This is a genomic window from Streptomyces mangrovisoli, from assembly GCF_000974985.2.
In the GTDB taxonomy this organism is placed as follows: domain Bacteria; phylum Actinomycetota; class Actinomycetes; order Streptomycetales; family Streptomycetaceae; genus Streptomyces; species Streptomyces mangrovisoli.
In genome coordinates this window covers 43,349-61,583 of the sequence record NZ_LAVA02000107.1, presented here as the reverse complement: position 1 = coordinate 61,583, position 18,235 = coordinate 43,349, and the positions used below count along the sequence as shown (strand labels likewise).

The window sequence follows — 18,235 nt, the reverse complement described above, 5'->3', positions numbered from 1 at the left end:
GCTCCGGCTCCGGCCTCGGCCTCGGCTTCGGCTTCGGCTTCGGCTTCGGAGTCGGCTCCGGCCTCGGCTCCGGCTCTGGCTTCGACTCCGGCTCCGGCTTCGGCCTCGGCTCCGGCCCCAGCATCGGGGGCGGCTTCGGCCTCGGCTCCCGCTCCTGCCTCGGCCTCGCCCTCGGCTCCAGCGTCGGGGGCGGCTTCGGCTTCGGCTCCCGCTCCTGCCTCGGCCTCGCCCTCGGCTCCAGCGTCGGGGGCGGCTCCGGCTTCGGCTCCCGCTCCCGCTTCGGCTTCGGCGGCGGCCGGCGGCCAGGCGGCCCGCGTTCGTCCCCCGGGCCCGGGGGACGGGGCGGCCGGTGATCCGGCGGGGTGTGCCCGGGGCCGGGACCCGGCCCCCGAGCGGGAAGGCGATCCGATCGTCCGGGTGCCCGGCCGGGGACCGGAGGGGAACGCGAACGGGCGGCAGGTCGCCCCGGTGGCGGGCTCGGGTGCGCAGCGGGGTGCGGGAGGCGGCCGGGTCGCCCGGGTGACGGGTTCGGGCGGTGATCCGGTCGCCTCGACCCAGGATCCCGACCCGGGCGTCCCGGGCGACCCGGCCGACCGGGACCCGCGCCCGGCCGACCCTGCCCCGGAGGGCGACCTGCTGGCTCGGGTGCTGCTCACCCGGGTTCTCGAACCCGGTGACGAGAACGCCGGGCGCTGGGTGCGCGAGTACGGGGCGCGCGAAGTGGCTCGGCGGCTGGTCGTCGGCGGGGCGCCGCCGTTGCCCGGGGTGAGCGTGAAACGGTGGGCGGGGCTGCGGGACAGAGCCGCGCGGGCCCGCCCCGAGGAGGACCTGGCCGTCGCCGCGGCGTCCGGCGTCCGGTTCGTGCCGCCCGGCGCCGCCGAGTGGCCCGCGCAACTCGACGACCTCGGCGACGCCCGCCCCCTGGGGCTGTGGGTCCGCGGCCGCGCCGACCTGCGCGGATGGGCCCTCGGCTCCGTCGCCGTCGTAGGCGCCCGCGCCTGTACCGAGTACGGCGCACACCTCGCCGCCACCCTCGCCGCGGACCTCGCCGAACGCGGCTGGGTCGTGGTCTCGGGCGGCGCCTACGGCATCGACGGCGCCGCCCACCGCGGCGCCCTCGGGGCCGGCGGCGCCACCGTCGCCGTACTGGCCTGCGGGGTCGACCGTCCCTACCCGCGCGGCCACACCGAGTTGATCTCCAGGATCGCGGAACAGGGTCTCGTCATCGGGGAGTTGCCGCCCGGCGACCACCCGACCCCGAGCCGGTTCATCCTGCGCAACCGGGTGATCGCGGCGTTGACCCGGGGCACCGTCGTGGTGGAGGCCGCGCACCGCAGCGGGGCGCTCGTGACCGCGCGCGCCGCGCAGCGCCTGGGGCGCCACACCATGGGCGTACCGGGCCCCGCCACCAGCGCGCTCTCCGCCGGCGTGCACGAACTGCTGCGCGGGGACGCCGTACTCGTCACCGACGCCGCCGAAGTCGTCGAACTCGTCGGCGACATGGGGCAACTGGCGCCCGAACGGCGCGGCCCGGTCCTCCCGCGCGACCTGCTGGCCGCACCCGCGCGCCGCGTGCTGGCCGCGCTGCCCGGGGGTCGCGCGGCCTCGGCCGCCGAGATCGCGCGCGGCGCGCAGACCACCGCGGACGAGGCGATCGCGAGACTGTACGAGCTCCGATCACTTGGTTACGTCGAACGACACGGCGACGGCTGGAAGTTGACACGCCAGGCAGTGATCTCGGTCCGAGCCGCTCGGGAGCCGTGTTGACCGAGCGTGTTCGGCCGTCCGGGGGAACCCCGAAGACCTCGGGGTTTCCGCGCAGTTGACCCGTTCTCGCGGTCACGCGGAGCGACCGCTATGCCCCGGGGGAACGTCCAGCGGAACGTATCTGCGCACCGCCCCGGCGCCGCCGTTCGCGCACCGCGACACCGCAGTCACGCTACGCTCACGTGGATTCAGGCGCAGACGTACACCTCCACCTACATCACCCCCTTCACGTATTCACGGCAGAACGGCACAAGGCGACGAATGCCCCAGCACACCTCCGGGTCCGACCGGGCGGCGATCCCCCCAGCCGCCCGCGACGGTGGCAGCGTGCGGCCGCCCGCTCCCTCGACGCTCGACGAACTGTGGCGGTCGTACAAGGCGACCGGCGACGAGCGGCTGCGGGAGCAGCTGATCCTGCACTACTCGCCGCTGGTGAAGTACGTGGCGGGGCGGGTCAGCGTAGGACTGCCCCCGAACGTGGAGCAGGCCGACTTCGTCTCCTCCGGCGTCTTCGGGCTGATCGACGCGATCGAGAAGTTCGACATCGACCGGGAGATCAAGTTCGAGACGTACGCGATCACCCGGATCCGCGGCGCCATGATCGACGAACTGCGCGCGCTGGACTGGATCCCGCGGTCCGTGCGGCAGAAGGCGCGCAACGTCGAACGCGCCTACGCCACGCTGGAGGCCCGGCTGAGACGGACCCCTTCGGAGGTCGAGGTCGCCGCCGAACTCGGTATCGCCGTGGACGAACTGCACGCCGTCTTCAGTCAGTTGTCGTTGGCCAACGTGGTCGCGCTGGAGGAGCTGCTGCATGTCGGCGGCGAGAGCGGCGACCGGCTCAGCCTGATGGACACGCTGGAGGACACCGCCGCCGACAACCCGGTCGAGGTCGCCGAGGACCGGGAGCTGCGGCGTTTCCTCGCGCGGGCGATCAACACCCTTCCCGACCGGGAGAAGACCGTCGTCACGCTCTACTACTACGAGGGGCTCACCCTCGCGGAGATCGGCAACGTGCTCGGGGTGACCGAGAGCCGGGTCAGCCAGATCCACACCAAGTCGGTGCTCCAGCTGCGGGCGAAGCTGGCCGGGTTCGGGCGCTGAGCGGCGAAGGCGTTCCCCTCCGCCGTGGCCGGTCCGTACAGTGGTTGATGTGCCAAGGATTCGAGCGGCCTCCGTGGCCGAGCACCGGTCGATGCAGCGAGCCGCCCTGCTGGACGCGGCCAGGTCGTTGCTGTCCGAGGGCGGTACGGAGGCGCTGACCTTCCCGGCCCTTGCCGAGCGCACGGGACTCGCCCGGTCGTCCGTGTACGAGTACTTCCGTTCGCGGGCCGCGGTCGTCGAGGAACTGTGCGCGGTCGACTTCCCCGTCTGGGCCGCCGAGGTCGAGGCGGCGATGGCCGTGGCCGAGGGCCCGGAGGCCAAGATCGAGGCCTATGTGCGGGGCCAGCTGGCGCTGGTGGGCGACCGCCGGCACCGCGCCGTCGTGGCCATCTCCGCGAGCGAGCTGGACGCCGGCGCCCGCGAGAAGATCCGCGCCGCGCACGGCGGCCTGGTCGCGATGATCGTCGAGGCCCTCGCGGACCTGGGTCACACCGAGCCCCGCCTCGCGGCCATGCTCGTCCAGGGCGTGGTGGACGCGGCCGTCCGCCGCATCGAACTGGGCGCCGCGGAGGACCCGGAAACCATCACCCGGGCGGCGGTCACGATGACCCTACGAGGCATCAGCGCCTGACCCCTCCGGGACTCGGCCCCATCCCGCGCTCCCGTCCCGGCAGCACCGCCAGGTGTGCGCCTGTCGGGACCGACCCATCGCCCCGCTGCCTGCCTGCCTGCCTGCCTGCCTGCCTGCCTGCCCGCCCGCGCCGGGCTGGTGCGTCTCAGCCCAGCCCCGCGCCTCCCGCGTCCGTCATCGGCGGCCCCTCCGTCGGCAACGGCACCCCCAGTACCGGCAGCAGCCGCGACGGGCCTGTGTTCAGGAGCCAGGGAGGCAGCAGGGTCAGCGGGTTGAGGTAGGTGCGAGCGCGCAGCAGGCCCCAGTGGAGGCACGGGGCGGCGGTGCAGTGGGGCGGGCCGGGCGCCGGCTCCGCCGTGCCCACTACATCGCCCGCCGTCACCTGCCGGCCCTTGCGCACCGACGCCCGTACGGGTTCGTACGTCGTCCGCAGGGGTGGGTCGCCCGAGTCCGCGAGTTCCACCGCCACGACACCCACGCCGGCGACGAGGCCCGCGTAGGAGACCCGGCCGGCGGCCACCGCCCGGACCTGAGTGCCCGGCGGGGCCGCCAGGTCGACGCCGCGGTGGCCGCGGCCGTAGACCGTCACTGGCGGCTCCCAGCCCCGTACCACCGTCGGGCGCGTGCCCACGGGCCACGCCCGGCCGAGAGCCGGGACCGCGGGTTCCGCGGGCGGCCCCGCCCCCACCGCGGCCCCCGCGGGCGGCCCTGCGCCCGTCCCAGCCGCCCTTGCGGCCGCCGTCCCCGCCGGAGTCGCAGGCGCGAGCGCCAGCCCCGCACAGATCAGCAGCGCCGCCCCCGCCCGGGTGATCCGCGCCGAAGCCACCATCGAGGCCGCCGTCGAGCCCGAAGCCGCCACCGAAGCCACCACCGAGGCCGCCGTCGAGCCCGAAGCCGTCACCGAGGCCGCCACCGAGGCCGAACCCGTCACCGAACCCGTCACCGAATCCGCCCCCGACCCCATCGCCGATGCGAATGCCGATGCCGACGCCGATGCCCCTGTCGGCACCCCCGCCGGCCCCTCCGTCCCACCCGTTCCCCACGTCATGTGCCGAGCCTGTCGCAGGCACCCCGTTCGTGCTCGGGTCTGTGGACAGAGGCGGGGTTGTGGACAGCGGCGTCACCCGCTGGTCCGAGGGTCCCGTACACTTCTCTTGGCGATCCGGGTCACCGGGTCGACTTCGCACGCCCCGACACGGCGACCGGCGACGGTCCCTGTCAGCGCCCCTCGGTCCTTCGTGGCACGGCGCACCGCGGGCGTCAGGCGTACAGGCCGCCGGCCTGTGCGGCACAACCGAGAAATTCAAGGAGATACGGCCATGGCCGTCGTCACGATGCGGGAGCTGCTGGAGAGCGGCGTCCACTTCGGTCACCAGACCCGTCGCTGGAACCCGAAGATGAAGCGCTTCATCTTCACCGAGCGCAACGGCATCTACATCATCGACCTGCTCCAGTCGCTGTCGTACATCGACCGCGCCTACGAGTTCGTCAAGGAGACCGTCGCCCACGGCGGCACGGTCATGTTCGTCGGTACGAAGAAGCAGGCGCAGGAGGCCATCGCCGAGCAGGCGACGCGCGTCGGCATGCCCTACGTCAACCAGCGCTGGCTGGGCGGCATGCTCACCAACTTCTCGACCGTCTACAAGCGTCTGCAGCGCCTCAAGGAGCTCGAGCAGATCGACTTCGAGGACGTCGCGGCCTCGGGTCTGACCAAGAAGGAGCTTCTCGTGCTCTCGCGCGAGAAGGCCAAGCTGGAGAAGACCCTCGGCGGTATCCGCGAGATGCAGAAGGTGCCCAGCGCCGTCTGGATCGTGGACACCAAGAAGGAGCACATCGCGGTCGGCGAGGCCCGGAAGCTCAACATCCCGGTCGTCGCCATTCTCGACACCAACTGCGACCCCGACGAGGTCGACTACAAGATCCCGGGCAACGACGACGCGATCCGCTCCGTCACCCTGCTCACCCGCGTGATCGCCGACGCCGTCGCCGAGGGCCTCATCTCCCGCTCGCGCGTCGCCACCGGTGACAAGGGCGAGAAGGCCGCCGGCGAGCCCCTCGCCGAGTGGGAGCGCGACCTCCTCGAGGGCGAGAAGAAGGACGAGGCCGTCGAGGCCGCGGTCGAGGCCGCCGCCGAGGCTCCGGCCCCCGACGCCCCGGTCGCCGAGGCTGTCGAGGAAGCCGCCGCCGAGGTCAAGGCCGAGGCCGAGGGCGACCAGGCCTGACCTCAGCGTCAGCGTTGACGGCGGGGGCAGCGACACCATCCGCGCCCCGGGCGTGATGAAAGTCCGCCCCCGCCGTTCACCCGTAGGTCCAAGGACGGTCCGCGCTCTGCCGTAGATGTGGATCGCTGACCCACCTGATCTTCGATCTTCCGGACTTCCAGAAAGATTCACAGACTCATGGCGAACTACACCGCCGCCGACGTCAAGAAGCTGCGTGAGCTCACCGGCGCCGGCATGATGGACTGCAAGAAGGCCCTGGACGAGGCCGACGGCGACGTCGACAAGGCCGTCGAGGCGCTCCGTATCAAGGGCCAGAAGGGCGTCGCCAAGCGCGAGGGCCGCTCCGCCGAGAACGGCGCCGTGGTCTCCATCATCGCCGACGACAACTCCTCCGGCGTCCTCGTCGAGCTGAAGTGCGAGACGGACTTCGTCGCCAAGGGCGACAAGTTCCAGGCCGTCGCCAAGCAGATCGCCGAGCACATCGCCAAGACCTCCCCGGCCGACCTCGAGGCGCTGCTCGCGTCCGAGATCGAGGCCGGCAAGACGGTCCAGGCGTTCGTGGACGAGGCCAACGCCAACCTCGGCGAGAAGATCGTGCTGGACCGCTTCGCGCAGTTCGCCGACGGCTACGTCACCGCGTACATGCACCGCACGATGCCCGACCTGCCCCCGCAGATCGGTGTCCTCGTCGAGCTGGACAAGCCGAACGCCGACGTGGCCAAGGGCATCGCCCAGCACATCGCCGCCTTCGCGCCGAAGTACCTCTCCAAGGACGAGGTCCCGGCCGAGGTCGTCGAGTCCGAGCGCCGTATCGCCGAGGAGACCACCCGCGCCGAGGGCAAGCCCGAGGCCGCGATCGCCAAGATCGTCGAGGGTCGTCTCAACGGCTTCTTCAAGGACGCGACGCTGCTCGGTCAGCCGTACGCGCTCGACAACAAGAAGTCGGTCCAGAAGGTTCTGGACGAGGCCGGTGTCACCCTGAAGCGCTTCTCGCGCATCAAGGTCGGCATCTGAGTCTGAGTCCGTACCGCGTTCGACGCACGACCCGGATAGGGTCGACAGCAGTCGTCCGGGACGCCGTCACGCACGCGCGTGGCGGACGACAGCAGATCTGACGAGGAGGCCATTGCCGAGCACGGGAGCGAAAAGCGACCCCACCGGCAATGGCCTTCTTCGTATGTGCAGCACCACGTAACAGAGGCGGGATCCCATGACCACCAAGGCCCAGAAGAGCGACGACGGCAAAGTACCCGGCCGGTTTCTGCTGAAGCTGTCCGGAGAGGCATTCTCCGGTGGCGGGGGTCTGGGTGTGGACCCTGACGTGGTGCATGCCATCGCCCGTGAGATCGCGGCCGTCGTCCGGGACGGCGCGCAGGTCGCGGTCGTCATCGGCGGCGGCAACTTCTTCCGCGGCGCCGAGCTCCAGCAGCGCGGCATGGACCGTGCCCGTTCGGACTACATGGGCATGCTCGGCACCGTCATGAACTGCCTCGCGCTCCAGGACTTCCTGGAGAAGGAGGGCATCGACAGCCGGGTGCAGACCGCAATCACCATGGGCCAGGTCGCCGAGCCGTACATCCCGCTGCGCGCCGTGCGCCACCTGGAGAAGGGCCGCGTGGTCATCTTCGGCGCCGGCATGGGCATGCCGTACTTCTCCACCGACACCACCGCCGCCCAGCGTGCCCTGGAGATCGACGCCGAGGCGCTGCTGATGGGCAAGAACGGTGTGGACGGGGTCTACGACTCCGACCCGAAGACCAACCCCGACGCCGTCAAGTTCGACTCCCTCGGGTACGGCGAGGTCATCACCCGCAACCTGAAGGTCGCGGACGCCACCGCCGTCACGCTGTGCCGCGACAACAGCCTGCCGATCCTGGTCTTCGAGCTTCTGGTGGCCGGGAATATCGCGCGGGCCGTCAAGGGTGAGAAGATCGGCACGCTGGTGGGCGACCAGGGCGGCCGGGACTGACCCGGGAGCACTCGTTCCGGTCGTACGGTCTGGTCAGGCAGTACCCGATCCGGTCGTACGTTCCGATCCGGGAGCACCCCGTTCCGGTCGTACCGTCCGGTCCGGGCGACGGACCCTGACCGGGGGATGGACAATGTCCTGCCGGTCGGGAACCGTGCAGGAAGAAGACGCGACGCAGCCGGCCGCCGCCCCAGCGGGGAACCGCAGCCGGGCCTTACTCAAGACACGCAGGAGCAAGTGGTGATCGAAGAGACCCTCCTCGAGGCCGAGGAGAAGATGGAGAAGGCCGTCGTGGTCGCCAAGGAGGACTTCGCCGCGATCCGCACCGGCCGTGCGCACCCGGCGATGTTCAACAAGATCGTGGCCGACTACTACGGCGCGCCGACGCCGATCAACCAGCTGGCTTCGTTCTCCGTGCCGGAGCCGCGCATGGCGGTCGTGACGCCGTTCGACAAGACCGCGCTGCGCAACATCGAGCAGGCGATCCGGGACTCCGACCTGGGCGTCAACCCGAGCAACGACGGCAACATCATCCGTGTGGTGTTCCCCGAGCTCACCGAGGAGCGCCGCCGCGACTACATCAAGGTCGCCAAGGGCAAGGCCGAGGACTCCCGGGTCTCGATCCGTTCCGTGCGCCGCAAGGCGAAGGACACCATCGACAAGCTGATCAAGGATGGCGAGATCGGCGAGGACGAGGGCCGCCGTGCGGAGAAGGAGCTCGACGACACCACGCACAAGTACGTCGCCCAGGTGGACGAGCTCCTCAAGCACAAGGAAGCGGAGCTTCTCGAGGTCTGATGAACGACTCTTCCTGGGGGGCGCCGCAGCAAGCCGGGTACTGGGGGTCCTCTGAGCGAGGGCCTGTCCAGGGGGCTGCTCCGGCGGGTCCCGCGTACGATGCGCCTGAGGCGCAGCACACTCGCCCCATGCCCATCGTGCCCGACGTACCCGCGTTCGGCGGAGACCAGGATGACGGCCAGGGGGCCGCTCGGCCGAGCGGCCCCCTGTTCCGAGACGAGACGTTCCGCGACCAGACGCCGCAGGCGCAGTCCTACGAGATGCCGCAAGCGCAGTCCTACGGGACGGCGCCGCAGAATCCGGAGCCCATGCCCGACTCCTCGCAGCCGGCGCCCGCCCCGCAGAAGAAGAGCGCGGGCCGGGACCTGAGCGCGGCCATAGGGGTCGGCGTCGGGCTCGGTGTCGTGATCATCGCGTCGCTGTTCGTCGTCAAGGCCGCCTTCGTCGGTGTCGTCGCCGTCGCCGTCGTGGTGGGCCTGTGGGAGCTGACCAGCAGGCTTCAGGAGCGCAAGGAGATCAAGGCGCCCCTGGTGCCGCTCGCGGTCGGCGGAGCGGCGATGGTCGTCGCCGGCTATGTCCGCGGTGCCGAGGGCGCGTGGGTGGCGATGGCGCTGACCGCGCTCGCCGTCCTGGTCTGGCGGATGACCGAGCCGCCGGAGGGCTACCTCAAGGACGTCACGGCGGGTGTCTTCGCGGCGTTCTACGTGCCGTTCCTGGCGACGTTCGTCGCGCTGATGCTCACCGCGGACGACGGCCCCTGGCGGGTCCTCACGTTCCTGCTGCTGACCGTGGTCAGCGACACGGGCGCGTACGCCGTCGGCTGGCGCTTCGGCAAGACCAAGCTCGCCCCGCGGATCAGCCCCGGCAAGACCCGCGAGGGCCTGGTCGGCGCGGTCGCCTTCGCGATGGTGGCGGGCGCGCTGTGCATGCAGTTCCTGATCGACGACGGCGCCTGGTGGCAGGGCCTGCTGCTGGGCCTCGCGGTCGCGGCCAGCGCGACCCTGGGCGACCTGGGCGAGTCGATGATCAAGCGGGACCTCGGCATCAAGGACATGGGCACCCTGCTCCCCGGCCACGGGGGCATCATGGACCGCCTGGACTCCCTGCTCCCGACGGCCCCGGTGGTCTGGCTCCTGATGGTCCTCTTCGTGGGCTCCGCCTGACCGGCCCGTACGGCTGTACGACGGCCCCCGCCCGATTCCCGGGCGGGGGCCGTTCGCTGTTCCGGACCGGGGCTACACGGGCGGCGCGAAGGGGTTCCCGTCCGGCGGCGGGGGAGCGTTCCACCACGTCGCCGCCGGCGGCACATAAGTCCAGTCCGGGCCCCGGTGCTCCAGCCACCACCTGCCGATGGTGTGGAACTTCTCCTCGAAGCGGCGATCCCAGTTGAGGAACCCGCTGATCGGCGCCCGCAGCCGGGTGGTGCGGCCCCCCGCCTCGTAGAGCACGACGGTCCGGCTGCCCGCGAAGGACTCGATACGGACGGCCTGGACGTCGGCCCACCGGACGGTACGGCGGTGCAGCCCGTGCACGACGGCCTCCGACGGCGTCAGAGTGACCCCGAAGCCACGCGACACCAGCAGCCCCAGGCACGCCAGAACCGCCCAGAAGACCATCCCCACCAGGTAAGGGGGAACGGACGCTCCGTCGCCCCACCACGCGGTGGAGTACAGGGTGAAACCGATGAGACTGGGCAGTATCGGCACCACGTTCTGCAGGAAGGTCAGCCGGAAACGAACGCGCTCCGGCGATCCCGCCTCACCCTGCGACCTCTCCACGGATCATCCCCGCCCCTCACACCCCGGTCGATCATGATCCGAACAGCATGGCGGAGCGGGAACACCCTGTCCATGCACCGGCCCCCGGACACCGCCCGCCCCACCCCGCCACCCGACCGTCCCAGGTCACCCAAGTGGATCTGAGACACTGGTACCACCATGCCCATTCCCGGAGAACTCACTTTCGTCGCCCCCCGCGGAGCCCAGAAGCCGCCGCGGCATCTTGCCGATCTCACTCCTGCCGAGCGCAAGGAGGCGGTCGCCGGGATCGGGGAGAAGCCGTTCCGTGCCAAGCAGCTCTCGCAGCACTACTTCGCGCGGTACGCGCACGACCCGGCCGAGTGGACCGACATCCCCGCCGGTTCGCGTGCCCGGCTGCAGGAGGCGCTGCTGCCCGAGCTGATGACCGTCGTACGGCATCTGTCGACCGACGAGGGCACCACCCGCAAGACGCTGTGGCGGATGTTCGACGGGACGCTGGTCGAGTCGGTGCTCATGCGCTACCCGGACCGGGTCACCATGTGCATCAGCTCGCAGGCCGGCTGCGGGATGAACTGCCCGTTCTGCGCGACCGGGCAGGCGGGTCTCGACCGCAACCTGTCGACCGCGGAGATCGTGCACCAGATCGTCGACGGGATGCGCGCGCTCCGGGACGGCGACGTGCCCGGCGGGCCCGCGCGGCTGTCGAACATCGTCTTCATGGGCATGGGCGAGCCGCTCGCCAACTACAAGCGGGTCATCGGCGCCATCCGCGCGCTCACCGACCCGAACCCGGACGGGCTCGGTCTGTCGCAGCGCGGCATCACCGTCTCCACGGTCGGCCTGGTCCCGGCGATCCACCGGTTCGCCGACGAGGGCCTGAAGTGCCGCCTCGCGATCTCGCTGCACGCCCCGGACGACGAGCTGCGCGACACCCTCGTGCCCGTGAACACGCGGTGGAAGGTGCGCGAGGTACTCGACGCCGGATTCGAGTACGTCGAGAAGTCGGGGCGCCGGCTCTCCATCGAGTACGCCCTGATCCGCGACATCAACGATCAGGCGTGGCGCGGTGACCGGCTCGGGCGGCTGCTCCGCGGTAAGCCCGTACATGTCAACCTCATCCCGCTGAACCCGACGCCGGGCTCGAAGTGGACCGCGTCGCGTCCCGAGGACGAGAAGGCGTTCGTCGAGGCGATCGCCGCCCACGGGGTACCCGTGACCGTGCGCGACACCCGTGGCCAGGAGATCGACGGAGCCTGTGGTCAGCTGGCGGCCACCGAGCGGTAATCTGGCCCCGTAGGTTTCCGGTCGGATCATCGCCCCGCGATGCCGTCGGCCGGATCGTCACTCCACATCTTCATATTCCGACAGGGGAGCGCCACAGCGCTGAGAGTGCGGCATCGGGCCGCAGACCCTCTGAACCTCGCCCAGGTCATTCTGGGTAGGAAGTTCGGTCTTCACTCAAGCTGTTGTGCCCTGTCCGGGCTGCGCCCGGGCAGGGCCGCGTTCTTCCTGGTGAATCCCAGGAGGAAACAAGTGCACACCAAGGTGTTCGTGGCCGCGGCCGTGGGCCTCGGTCTGGTCACGCTGTCCGCGTGCGGCTCCGGCTCCACCGGCTCCGGCGCGGCGGACTCCAAGACGGTCACGCTGGTCAGCCACGACTCGTGGGCCGCGTCCAAGAGCGTGATCAAGGACTTCGAGAAGCAGTCCGGGTACAAGGTCAAGGTGCTCAAGGACGGCGACGCCGGCCAGGCCGTCAACAAGGCGATCCTGACCAAGGACAACCCGCAGGGCGACGTCTTCTTCGGCGTCGACAACACCCTGCTCTCGCGCGCCCTCGACAACGGGCTGTTCCAGTCGTACACCGCCAAGGGCCTGGACACCGTCGGCGCGTCCTACCAGCTCGACCAGTCCGGCCACCGCGTCACGCCGATCGACTACGGCGACATCTGCGTCAACTACGACAAGGCGTACTTCAGCAAGCACAAGCTGACCCCGCCGCAGTCCCTCGACGACCTCGTCAAGCCGGAGTACAAGAACCTCCTCGTCACCGAGAACGCGTCGACGTCGTCGCCCGGTCTCGGGTTCCTGCTCGCCAGCGCCGCGCACTACGGCGACTCCGGCTGGCAGGGCTACTGGAAGAAGCTCAAGGCCAACGGCGTCAAGGTCGTCGACGGCTGGGAGCAGGCCTACAACGAGGAGTTCTCCGGCTCCGCCGGCGGCAAGAAGGCGCACGCCGACCGCCCGCTCGTGGTGTCGTACGCCTCCTCGCCGCCCGCCGAGGTGATCTACGGCGACCCCAAGCCGAAGACCGCGCCCACCGGGACGTCGTACGGCACCTGCTTCCGGCAGATCGAGTTCGCGGGGCTGCTGAAGAACGCGAAGAACAGCAAGGGCGGCAAGGCGTTCATCGACTTCCTGATCTCCCGGGAGTTCCAGCAGGACATGCCGCTGAACATGTTCGTGTACCCGGTGGTCAAGGGCGCCTCCGTGCCCGCCGAGTTCACCAAGTACGGTGCCGCGGCGACGGATCCGGAGACCATGGCGCCCGCGAAGATCGCCGCCAACCGTGACCAGTGGGTCAAGTCGTGGACGTCACTCGTACTGAACTAGCGCCCGCGGCGAGGGAATCCCGCACGGGCCGCAAGGGGAACGCGGCGCGGCTCGGCCTCATGGCCCTGCCCGTCGTGTTCTTCGGCGTGTTCTTCGCCTACCCCGTCGCCGCGATCGTCGCCCGCGGTCTGCACGCCGACGGGGTATGGCAGTTCGGCCGGATCGGGGACGTCCTCGCCGACCCCGGCATCCGGCACGTGCTGTGGTTCACCACCTGGCAGGCGCTCGCCTCCACCGCGCTCACCCTGCTCGTCGCGCTGCCCGGCGCCTATGTCTTCGCCCGCCTCGACTTCCCCGGCAAGGGGGTCCTGCGGGCCGTCGTCACCGTGCCGTTCGTGCTGCCCACGGTCGTCGTCGGTACGGCGTTCCTCGCGCTGGTCGGCCGCGGCGGACTGCTCGACGCGTGGTGGGGCGTACGCCTCGACACCACCGTGTGGGCGATCCTGATCGCCCACGTCTTCTTCAACTACGCCGTCGTCGTACGGACCGTGGGCGGCCTGTGGGCCCAGCTCGACCCGCGCCAGGAGGAGGCCGCGCGGATGCTCGGCGCCTCCCCGCTCACCGCGTGGCGCCGCGTCACGCTGCCCGCGCTCGCGCCCGCCGTGGCCGCCGCCGCGCTCATGGTCTTCCTCTTCACGTTCACCTCCTTCGGCGTCGTGCAGATCCTGGGCGGGCCGACGTTCTCGACCCTGGAGGTCGAGATCTACCGGCAGACCTCCGAGGTGTTCGACCTCGCCACCGCGGCCGTGCTCACCCTCGTGCAGTTCGCCGCGGTCGGCCTGATCCTGCTCGCCCACGCCTGGACGGTACGGCGCCGGGAGACCGCGCTGCGGCTCGTCGACGCCTCCGCGACCGCCCGGCGCCCGCGCGGCGCGGGCCAGTGGGCGCTGCTCGCCGGGGTCCTCGCCACCGCCGCCGTGCTGCTGGTGCTGCCGCTCGCGGTGCTGGTCCAGCGCTCCTTCGGCGGCGGCCTCGACTACTACCGGGCGCTGACCCACGAGGACGGCACCTTCCTCGTCGCGCCGATCACCGCGATCGCCACCTCGCTGGAGTACGCCGCCGCCGCGACCGTCATCGCCGTCGCGATCGGCGGACTCGCCGCGGCCGCCCTCGCGCGGCGCGACGCGGGACGGCTCGTGCGCGGCTTCGACGCGCTGCTCATGCTGCCGCTCGGCGTCTCCGCCGTCACCGTCGGCTTCGGCTTCCTCATCGCGCTCGACGAGCCGCCGCTGGACCTGCGTTCCTCGTGGATCCTGGTGCCGCTCGCGCAGGCGCTGGTCGGTGCCCCGTTCGTGGTGCGGACCATGCTGCCGGTGCTGCGGGCCACCGACGCCCGGCTCAGGGAGGCCGCCGCCGTGCTCGGCGCGTCGCCCTGGCGGGTGTGGCGGGAGGTCGACCTGCCCATGGTGCGGCGCGCGCTGCTGGTCGCCGCCGGGTTCGCGTTCGCCGTCTCGCTCGGCGAGTTCGGCGCGACCGTGTTCATCGCGCGGCCCGACCGGCCGACCCTGCCGGTCGCCGTGGCCCGGCTGCTCGGCCGGCCCGGCGATCTCAACTACGGCCAGGCGATGGCCCTGTCGACGATCCTGATGGTGGTGTGCGCGGTGGCGCTGCTGGTGCTGGAGCGGCTCCGCCCGCGGACGGCGTCCGCCGGGGCCGCCGACGGAATGGGGGAGCTGTGACTCTGCTGGGGCTGAGGGGCGCGACCGTGCGGTTCGGCGAGCGGACCGTGCTCGACGCCGTCGACCTCGATGTCGCCGAGCACGAGGTGGTGTGCGTGCTCGGCCCGAGCGGCAGCGGCAAGTCGACGCTGCTGCGCGCGGTCGCGGGGCTGCAGCCCCTGGACGCCGGACAGGTGCTGCTGGACGGCGCCGACCACGCGGGCGTGCCCGCGCACCGGCGCGGCGTGGGGCTGATGTTCCAGGACCACCAGCTCTTCCCGCAGCGGGACGTGGGCGGCAACGTCGCGTTCGGGCTGCGGATGCACGGCGTCTCCCGCGCCGAACAGGACCGCCGGGTCGCCGAGTTGCTCGACCTGGTCGGGCTGCCCGGCGCCGCCCGCCGGCCGGTGGCCGCGCTCTCCGGCGGCGAGCAGCAGCGGGTCGCGCTCGCCCGCGCGCTCGCGCCCCGGCCGCGGCTGCTGATGCTCGACGAGCCGCTGGGACAGCTCGACCGGTCGCTCAGGGAGCGGCTCGTCGTCGAACTGCGGGAGCTGTTCGGGCGGTTGGGCACCACCGTGCTGGCCGTCACGCACGACCAGGGCGAGGCGTTCGCGCTCGCCGACCGGGTCGTGGTGATGCGGGACGGACGGATCGCCCAGTCGGGTACGCCACTTGAGGTGTGGCAACGGCCCGCGGACGCGTTCGTCGCGCGCTTCCTCGGCTTCGACAACGTGGCCGAGGCGACCGTCGCCGGTACGGCGGCGATCACGCCCTGGGGCAAGGTCCCGGTCGGCGAGGCCGCCCCGCAGGGCCCGCGCACGGTGCTCGTGCGGCCCGCGGGGGTCCGGGTCGGCACCGCGGGCGAGGGCCTGCGCTGCACGGTCGCCGCCCGTACCTTCCGCGGCACCCATGTCGCCCTCCAGCTCCAGCCAGAGGACGCGCCCCGCCTGGAGGCGGCGTGCGCGCTGCGGGACGCGCCGGAGGTCGGGGCCGTGGTGGGCGTGGAGTTCGACGCGGCGGAGGTCGTGGTGCTGGGCTGAGCGCCCGCGCCGCCCCCTCGGCGGGACGGCGGCGTACGAAGGGCCCGCTCCCGTTGCCGGGGGCGGGCCCTGCGCGTGCGTGCGGGTGCGGTGCCGGTCAGCTGTCCGACTTGGCGCCGCGGCGGCGCATGCCGAAGAAGACGGCTCCGCCACCGACGACGACCAGCGCGGCCGCGATGCCGGCGATCAGGCCGGTGTTGGAGTTCGCACCGGTCTCGGCGAGGTTGGAGGTGCCGGCCGCCGGGGACGGGGCGTTGTCCGAGGCCTCCGCGGGCGCGGTGCTCGAACTGTCCGAGGCGGACGGGGACGGCGAGTCGGACGAGGCCGGCGCCGAGGCGGAGTCCGACGGGGACGGCGAGGCCGACGGGCTCGGGGACTCCTCGGCCGTGCACGCCTTCGACGGGGTCGTCAGGTTCGGCGTGATGTCCTTGTCGACGATCTTGCCGGCCGTGACGTGGACGCGGTAGGTGGCGTTCGGCTTCCAGTCCTCGCTGAAGGAGATGGTGACGCCGGCCTTGGAGCCCTTGACCGTCTGCTCGCCGATCTTCTTGGCGTCGGCGCCGTTGCTCTCGAGGAAGACGGAGACGACGGCCGACTGGCCGGAGGCGTCCGTGTCGGTGACGGTGATGACACCGTTGGCGCCGTCGCAGGAGGCTTCGGCGGAGAAGTCGGCGATGTTGCACGCGAGTGCGGTGCCGGCGGCGCTCAGCGCGAGCGCGGCCGACGCGGAGGCGATGCCGAGCACGCGCAGGGGGCGTGCGGTGCGGCGGGATATGGAGATGATGGCCACTGTGCCCTTCACGGGGTGCGCAATTGCGGGGGGCTGGGACCTGGGGAGGGCGACACGCCGGCGGCGCACGGAACGAACGGCAGTCACCGAGGACTTCACCACCCCCAGAAGACTCACAGGTCTATAAGCGCTCCGTAAGAGGTGTCAATGCATAGGCCCGTCAAGTGCGTTGACTTTACCCGCTTATTAACCGGCGAGACGTTTCAGCGCGCCCGCGGCGTCGTCGATCCGGTCAACGAGGGCGATTCGGGACTCCATCGGCCGTCCCTGCGCAAGAGACCGCAACAGTGGCCATACGGGCAGCCGTTCGGTCCAGTGCACGCGGTCGACGAGCACCATGGGAGCCGGTTCGCCGCGTGACGCGTAGTAGTTGGGCGTGGCGTTGTCGAAGACCTCCTGCACCGTTCCCGCGGCACCCGGCAGGAAGACCACCCCCGCGTTCGAGCGGGCCAGCAGGCCGTCCTCCCGGGTGGCGTTGGCGAAGTACTTGGCGATGTGTGCCGCGAACGCGTTCGGCGGCTCGTGGCCGTAGAACCAGGTGGGGACACCGATCGAGGTCCCGCCGCCCGGCCAGCGGGTGCGCACGTCGAACGCGGCGCGTGCCCAGTCGGTGACGGACGGTTCGAACGACGGTGTTTTGGCGAGGAGTTGCAGGGCCTCCGCCAGCATGGCGTCGTCGAACGGGGCCGCGTACGCGCCCAGGTTGGCCGCCTCCATGGCGCCGGGACCGCCGCCGGTCGCCACGGTGAAACCGGCCCGGGTCAGCTCCCGGCCCAGCCGGGCCGCGCCCGCGTACGCCGCCGTGCCGCGGGCCAGGGCGTGGCCGCCCATCACCCCCACCACCCGTGCCCCGGCGAGGAGTTCGTCGAGGGCGTCGGAGACGGTGTCGTCGTGGACGGCCCGCAGCATCGACGCGAACACGTCGCCGTCCGCCTTGGTCCGCTGGAACCAGGCGTAGGCGCGGGCGTCGGGCGTCGCCGCGTACCCCCGCTCCAGCGACGTGAACAACTCGTCGGGGGAGTAGGCGGCGGCGCGGTACGGGTCGAAGGGGAGACCCGGCACGGGCGGGAAGACCAGCGCTCCCGCGGCCCGGACATGGGCGGCCGCGGCGGGTTCCATCGGGCAGCCGAGGAAGACGGCGCCCGCGCAGTCGGCCGACAGGAGCACCGCCGTACGGTCCGTCAGGTCGACGGCCTGGACGCGGTAGCGGGCGAGCGAACCGCCGCCCGAGACGACCTCGTCGAACTCGGCGAGCGACTCCAACTCGCGGTCGTGGGCGGCACGGTGGGGCAGGGCGGGGGTCTCGGTCACCCGCCCATGCTGTCAGACGGCCCCCGGGACCGAGCCGCCCCGCGCCCGGTCCGCGCCGGGGGCCGGCCCGCCCCGCGCGAGGACCGGCCCTGCCCCCGTGCCCGGTTCAGCCCTGCACCGCCGCGGGGTCCATCCACATGACCTCCCAGGTGTGCCCGTCCAGGTCGTCGAAGCTGCGGCCGTACATGAAGCCCTGGTCGATGGCCTCGCTCGTGCCCGCACCGCCCGCCGCGATCGCCCGGTCGACCAGCTCGTCGACCTTCTCGCGGCTCTCCGCGCTCAGACACAGCAGCACCTCGCTGGAGTGCGCCGGGTCGACGATCTCCTTCTTGGTGAAGGTGGCGTAGTGCTTCTTGCTGAGCAGCATCGCGACGATGGTGTCGCTGATCACGACACACGCGCACTCCTCGGTGCTGAACTGGGGGTTGATCGTGTAGCCCAGCTCGGTGAAGAACCTCCGGGACGCCTCGACGTCGTCGGTGGCCAGGTTCACGAAGATCATCTGTTGGTACATGGGAGCCTTCCCTCGCGGTGGATGCCGTGCGACGAGAGGGACCGGCGGCCGCCGCGAAAGT

Annotated in this window: 18 protein-coding genes; 13 read left to right on the top strand and 5 right to left on the bottom strand. The window is 71.7% G+C overall.

Annotated features, from left to right (window positions below; all coding sequences use genetic code 11):
• The 4 genes from WN71_RS42095 to WN71_RS34880 all read left to right on the top strand — a co-directional run.
• On the top strand, positions 1-353 hold a 353-nt coding region (locus WN71_RS42095), incomplete at its 5' end, for a hypothetical protein (protein WP_420856555.1).
• 280 nt (positions 354-633) lie between these two features.
• On the top strand, positions 634-1,767 hold the full coding sequence (gene dprA, locus WN71_RS34890; RefSeq protein WP_046582396.1) for a DNA-processing protein DprA: 1,134 nt from the start codon (positions 634-636) through the stop codon (positions 1,765-1,767).
• A gap of 261 nt (positions 1,768-2,028) precedes the next feature.
• Positions 2,029-2,871, top strand: coding sequence for an RNA polymerase sigma factor WhiG (gene whiG, locus WN71_RS34885; protein WP_046582310.1), 843 nt, complete (start codon positions 2,029-2,031; stop codon positions 2,869-2,871).
• 73 nt (positions 2,872-2,944) lie between these two features.
• Positions 2,945-3,502 (top strand): TetR/AcrR family transcriptional regulator, encoded by a 558-nt coding sequence (locus tag WN71_RS34880; protein WP_046582314.1) that lies wholly within the window; start codon positions 2,945-2,947, stop codon positions 3,500-3,502.
• Between the two features lie 145 nt (positions 3,503-3,647).
• Here WN71_RS34880 and WN71_RS34875 read toward each other — a convergent pair whose 3' ends face one another.
• Positions 3,648-4,091: a peptidoglycan DD-metalloendopeptidase family protein gene (locus WN71_RS34875; protein WP_420856554.1), complete on the bottom strand. Its 444-nt coding sequence runs from the start codon at positions 4,089-4,091 to the stop codon at positions 3,648-3,650.
• 730 nt (positions 4,092-4,821) lie between these two features.
• Between WN71_RS34875 and rpsB the strand changes: the two genes are divergently transcribed.
• The 5 genes from rpsB (at position 4,822) to WN71_RS34850 (ending at position 9,654) form a co-directional block, all read left to right on the top strand.
• Positions 4,822-5,724 carry a 30S ribosomal protein S2 gene (gene rpsB / locus WN71_RS34870; RefSeq protein ID WP_046582318.1) on the top strand — a complete coding sequence of 301 codons (903 nt, stop codon included), beginning with the start codon at positions 4,822-4,824 and terminating at the stop codon, positions 5,722-5,724.
• A gap of 177 nt (positions 5,725-5,901) precedes the next feature.
• Positions 5,902-6,738 carry a translation elongation factor Ts gene (tsf, locus tag WN71_RS34865; protein ID WP_046582320.1) on the top strand — a complete coding sequence of 279 codons (837 nt, stop codon included), beginning with the start codon at positions 5,902-5,904 and terminating at the stop codon, positions 6,736-6,738.
• A gap of 196 nt (positions 6,739-6,934) precedes the next feature.
• Positions 6,935-7,693, top strand: coding sequence for a UMP kinase (pyrH, locus tag WN71_RS34860; RefSeq protein ID WP_046582322.1), 759 nt, complete (start codon positions 6,935-6,937; stop codon positions 7,691-7,693).
• Positions 7,694-7,933: 240 nt separating this feature from the next.
• The gene (gene frr, locus WN71_RS34855) at positions 7,934-8,491 is read left to right on the top strand and encodes a ribosome recycling factor (RefSeq protein WP_046582397.1); all 558 of its coding nucleotides are present in this window, start codon (positions 7,934-7,936) and stop codon (positions 8,489-8,491) included.
• Positions 8,491-9,654, top strand: a complete 1,164-nt coding sequence (locus tag WN71_RS34850; RefSeq protein ID WP_046582324.1) for a phosphatidate cytidylyltransferase — start codon at positions 8,491-8,493, stop codon at positions 9,652-9,654. Before frr ends, WN71_RS34850 begins: the two co-directional genes overlap by 1 nt.
• Positions 9,655-9,726: 72 nt before the next feature.
• Here WN71_RS34850 and WN71_RS34845 read toward each other — a convergent pair whose 3' ends face one another.
• Positions 9,727-10,269: a hypothetical protein gene (locus WN71_RS34845; RefSeq protein ID WP_046582326.1), complete on the bottom strand. Its 543-nt coding sequence runs from the start codon at positions 10,267-10,269 to the stop codon at positions 9,727-9,729.
• Positions 10,270-10,428: 159 nt separating this feature from the next.
• Here WN71_RS34845 and rlmN point away from each other — a divergent pair, with 159 nt between their 5' ends.
• The 4 genes from rlmN to WN71_RS34825 all read left to right on the top strand — a co-directional run bounded on the left by rlmN (position 10,429) and on the right by WN71_RS34825 (position 15,559).
• A complete protein-coding gene (rlmN, locus tag WN71_RS34840; protein WP_046582329.1) occupies positions 10,429-11,535 on the top strand; it encodes a dual-specificity RNA methyltransferase RlmN in 1,107 nt (368 codons plus the stop codon).
• A 249-nt stretch (positions 11,536-11,784) separates the two neighbouring features.
• Positions 11,785-12,861 (top strand): thiamine ABC transporter substrate-binding protein, encoded by a 1,077-nt coding sequence (locus WN71_RS34835; protein ID WP_046582331.1) that lies wholly within the window; start codon positions 11,785-11,787, stop codon positions 12,859-12,861.
• A 59-nt stretch (positions 12,862-12,920) separates the two neighbouring features.
• Positions 12,921-14,540 carry an ABC transporter permease gene (locus WN71_RS34830; RefSeq protein WP_046582332.1) on the top strand — a complete coding sequence of 540 codons (1,620 nt, stop codon included), beginning with the start codon at positions 12,921-12,923 and terminating at the stop codon, positions 14,538-14,540.
• Positions 14,537-15,559 (top strand): ABC transporter ATP-binding protein, encoded by a 1,023-nt coding sequence (locus WN71_RS34825; protein WP_046582335.1) that lies wholly within the window; start codon positions 14,537-14,539, stop codon positions 15,557-15,559. Before WN71_RS34830 ends, WN71_RS34825 begins: the two co-directional genes overlap by 4 nt.
• A gap of 97 nt (positions 15,560-15,656) precedes the next feature.
• Here the strand turns inward: WN71_RS34825 and WN71_RS34820 are convergent, their stop codons facing one another.
• The 3 genes from WN71_RS34820 to WN71_RS34810 form a co-directional block, all read right to left on the bottom strand.
• Positions 15,657-16,340 (bottom strand): LAETG motif-containing sortase-dependent surface protein, encoded by a 684-nt coding sequence (locus WN71_RS34820; RefSeq protein WP_206300226.1) that lies wholly within the window; start codon positions 16,338-16,340, stop codon positions 15,657-15,659.
• 195 nt (positions 16,341-16,535) lie between these two features.
• Entirely contained in the window at positions 16,536-17,660 is a 1,125-nt protein-coding gene (locus WN71_RS34815; RefSeq protein ID WP_046582338.1) for an LOG family protein, read from the bottom strand.
• A 106-nt stretch (positions 17,661-17,766) separates the two neighbouring features.
• Positions 17,767-18,174 carry a VOC family protein gene (locus WN71_RS34810; protein ID WP_046582340.1) on the bottom strand — a complete coding sequence of 136 codons (408 nt, stop codon included), beginning with the start codon at positions 18,172-18,174 and terminating at the stop codon, positions 17,767-17,769.
• Positions 18,175-18,235 lie beyond the last annotated feature (61 nt).